We start from the raw sequence: 2,467 nt of genomic DNA, 5'->3' as shown, positions 1-2,467 counted from the left end.
TCCTCAGCACTGAGGGGGTGACGGAGTGAATGTCTTGAAGCCGCATTTGCAGACGACCATCTGGACCTTGTTAGCCGCCGGCGCGAGCCAACGGGAGATCGAGCGCGTCACGGGGATCGACCGCAAGACGATCCGGGGATACCAGAAGCGCTTTGCCGCGATGGCAGCAAATTCCCCCGGGGTGTCGGCCGGCTCCGGAGGGCAAATTCCTCCGCCCTGTCTACCGACTCCGATGCCGGCGCGCTCGCCCGCGACCATCTCGGCGTGCGAGCCGCACCGCGGGTTCATCGAGGCGCAATTGCGGCTGCGCCGCAACGCAATGGCCATCTTCCAGGATCTGGTCGACCAGCACGGCTTCACCGCCCGCTACGAGTCGGTGATGCGCTTCGCGCGCAAGCTTCGCCACCAAGAGCCCGAACAATTCGATCGGCTGGAGTTTCTGCCCGGCGAAGAGATGCAGGTCGACTATGGCGAAGGCGCGCCAACGCGCGTGCCGGGAACCAACCGCTATCGCAAGCCGCGACTGTTCGTCGCCACACTGCGCTACTCCAGGCGCAGCTTCCGCCGTGTCGTCTGGAAGTCCGGCCAGGAGACCTGGGCCCGCCTGCATGAGCAGGCCTGGAGGTACTTTGGCGGGTCGTGTCGTTATGTGGTGCTCGACAATCTTAAGGAAGGCGTCCTCAAGCCCGACCTGTACGAGCCGCAATTGAACCCGGTGTACGCGGCCACATTGGCCCACTACGGCGTGGTCGCCGATCCGGCCCGCGTGCGCGATCCCAATCGCAAGGGTTCGGTCGAGAACGCGATCGGTCACACCCAGGCCACGGCCTTGAAGGGGCGGCGCTTCGAGTCGCTGCAGGAGCAGAACGACTTCCTTGAACACTGGGAGACCCGATGGGCCGCCTCGCGCATTCACGGCAGCGCGCGGCGCCAGGTGCAGGCGATGTTCGAGGAGGAGCGGCCGCTCCTGCAGCCACTGCCGCCCCAGGGCATGCAGTACTTCACCGAGGCCCAGCGCACCGTGTGCGACGACAGTTGCGTGCGCGTCGATCACAGCAGCTACGCGGCGCGGCCGGCACCCATCGGTAGCCACGTGCTGGTGCGCTTGTTCGAGCACCGCATCGAAATCCGTGACCTGAAGACGCAGGCGCTGCTGCGCAGTCACGTTCGTGTCGATCGCCCCGGCACCGTGGTGCTGCCGATGGAGGAGCGCGTGTTCAATCCTTCGCGCGAGACCCGCCGCATCTTCGCGCAAGCCAAGGCGATCGGTAGCGACGCCGAGCGACTGTGCGAGTTGCTGTTCGCCGTCGAAGGCCGCGTCGGCCAGCGCAAGCTCTGGGGCATCGTCCGCCTGGCCGATCGCTACCCGCGTCGTCTTGTCGATCGCGCTTGTGCGCAGGCGATGCATGAGGGTGTCCACAGCTACAGCTACGTCAAGAAGCTGACCGAGAAGATCGTCGCCGACGCACTGGCGGCCATCGAACGCGCCGAAGAACCTCGCCAGCTCGAACTCACGTTGACGCAGGAACACCCGCTGATCCGGCCCGCCGACATCTACGCCGAATTGTTCTCCCGCTGTGCCGCGGCACAGCCTTCCTTGCCCCTGACCCCTGGAGGTACTGCGCATGACCCTCACTGAGATCGAACGCACGCTGCGCGAGCTGCGCCTGTCCGGCATCGCTGCAACCCTGAACACCCGCGTCATGCAGGCGCAGTCCTCGCAGCAGCCGCTGCTGGAGACGCTTGCAGGACTGCTGCAAGACGAACTCGACCGGCGCCACTCGCGCCTGACCGAGCGACGCTTCAAGCAATCACGTCTCGACGAACGACCCACCCTCGGTGACTTCGACTGGCGCTTCAACCCGAAGCTGCCCCGTCAGGCATGCTTCGAGCTGCACACGCTGAAGTTCATCGCCGACGGCGCCAACGCCCTGATCATCGGCAAGCCAGGCACCGGCAAGTCGCATGTGGCCAAGGCTGTTGCCTACCACGCCACCCTCCAAGGGCATGACGTTCGCTACGTCGAGGCCGACACCGAGTTCGCTCACTTCGCATTGGCCAGTGCCAAGGAGCAGACCACGCTGATGCGCTCCTACCTCGAATCCGATCTGCTTGTTCTCGATGATCTCTTCCTTGCGCGGCGCGTCTCCGATGCCGCCGCTGAATTGCTCCAGACCCTTGTGCATCAGCGCTACAAGCGACGAGGCAGCATCGTCGTGACTTCCAATCGCGTCGTGCAGGACTGGGGGAAGTACCTCGGCGATGCGACCATGGGAACCACCATCCTCGATCGACTTATGCATCGTGCCGTCATGCTCGAGTTCGAAGGCAGGAGCTACAGGATGAAGGAGGCCGCGGCACGCCTGGCGATCGCGGTCGAGGCGTGATCGATCAATAATGCAACCCCTGTCCTGCCCGGAGGAATTTGGGTGTCGACAACCGGGGGAATTTGAAGTGTCGATCGGGG

The 2,467-nt window shown here is 64.6% G+C and carries 2 protein-coding genes; both read left to right on the top strand.

What is annotated here, in order from left to right:
* Positions 1–25 precede the first annotated feature (25 nt).
* A complete protein-coding gene (istA, locus tag WKW79_RS36805) occupies positions 26–1,639 on the top strand; it encodes an IS21 family transposase (RefSeq protein WP_340340161.1) in 1,614 nt (537 codons plus the stop codon).
* A complete protein-coding gene (istB, locus tag WKW79_RS36800) occupies positions 1,626–2,387 on the top strand; it encodes an IS21-like element helper ATPase IstB (RefSeq protein WP_340340160.1) in 762 nt (253 codons plus the stop codon). Before istA ends, istB begins: the two co-directional genes overlap by 14 nt.
* Positions 2,388–2,467: the final 80 nt, after the last annotated feature.

Origin of the sequence: Variovorax robiniae (assembly GCF_037889955.1) — a bacterium.
Lineage (GTDB): Bacteria > Pseudomonadota > Gammaproteobacteria > Burkholderiales > Burkholderiaceae_C > Variovorax > Variovorax robiniae.
This window is presented reverse-complemented; position numbering and strand designations above follow the sequence as displayed.

Bases quoted from the DNA above. Each gene is read 5' to 3' on its own strand.
- istB (WP_340340160.1), top strand. From the start codon at position 1,626: ATGACCCTCACTGAGATCGAACGCACGCTGCGCGAGCTGCGCCTGTCC.